Annotated in this window: 1 protein-coding gene; it reads right to left on the bottom strand. The window is 29.9% G+C overall.

Features of this window, described 5'->3' with window-relative positions:
- Nucleotides 1–120 precede the first annotated feature (120 nt).
- Nucleotides 121–281 (bottom strand): hypothetical protein (locus ACZQCL_RS02845; RefSeq protein ID WP_482481805.1); only part of this gene is annotated, 161 nt, incomplete at its 5' end.

Here is a 281-nt window from a genome sequence, read left to right on the forward strand (position 1 = left end):
ACTTTAGTTTTCCAACACCTTCTACTTCTTTCATTAATTCTTGATACTTCATAATCTTCACCTAGATTAAATGTATCATGAATGAAAAAAAAGCACAAACTCGAAAGTTTGTGCCTAGAATTATTTCACTAACAATTCACAGATCTTCTTTGAATATGCGATTGGATCTTTGATTGCGAAGCCTTCAATTAAACAAGCCTGATCATATAATACTTCAGTAACTTCTTTAACTTTATCTTTATCAGAAGCATATAAAGTCTTCAATGTTTCAAAGATTGGAT

The sequence above is a fragment of the Holdemanella sp. genome (genome assembly GCF_056804935.1).